The sequence below is a fragment of the Roseateles sp. P5_B10 genome, assembly GCF_056400485.1.
Genome location: NZ_JBFULE010001697.1, coordinates 1 through 550 on the forward strand (window position 1 = coordinate 1; position 550 = coordinate 550).

Sequence of the window (550 nt, forward strand, 5' to 3'; positions counted from 1 at the left end):
GCATCTGCGCGTCGCACAGCTGTCCGGCACCGTCGGGGCCGGACATCCCACGGAACTGACACTGACACTCTGAGGCCGATATGACCGACACGCCAACTCTCAAACTGCCCTTCATCGAGAGCGGGCAGGCGCAGAAACACGTCACCCATAACGAGGCGCTGCGCATTCTCGACGCGGCGATCCAGATCTCGGTACTCGATGTGACGCGGACCGTTCCGCCGACATCGCCGGCCGAGGGCGCGCGGCATATCGTGGCGGCCGGGGCGTCAGGGGCCTGGAGCGGCCATGGGCTGGCCATTGCCACATGGCAGGACGGTACCTGGGCTTTCCTCGTGCCGAAAGCCGGCTGGTGCGTCTGGTCGATTGCCGATGATGTGATGATGGTGTTCGACGGCGCGCTGTGGCGCGATCTGCGCAACCTTGCGCTCGACAATATCGAGCATCTCGGCGTCAACACAGCGGCCGACAGCAGCAACCGCTTCAGCGTCAAGTCCGATGCCGTTTTGTTGTCGCATGACGACGTGACACCCGGCAGCGGCGACCTTCGGGT

Annotated in this window: 1 protein-coding gene; it reads left to right on the forward strand. The window is 64.5% G+C overall.

The window, feature by feature from the left end; all coding sequences use genetic code 11:
- Window positions 1–80: 80 nt before the first annotated feature.
- On the forward strand, window positions 81–550 hold a 470-nt coding region (locus AC1DU6_RS35405), incomplete at its 3' end, for a DUF2793 domain-containing protein (RefSeq protein WP_477863267.1).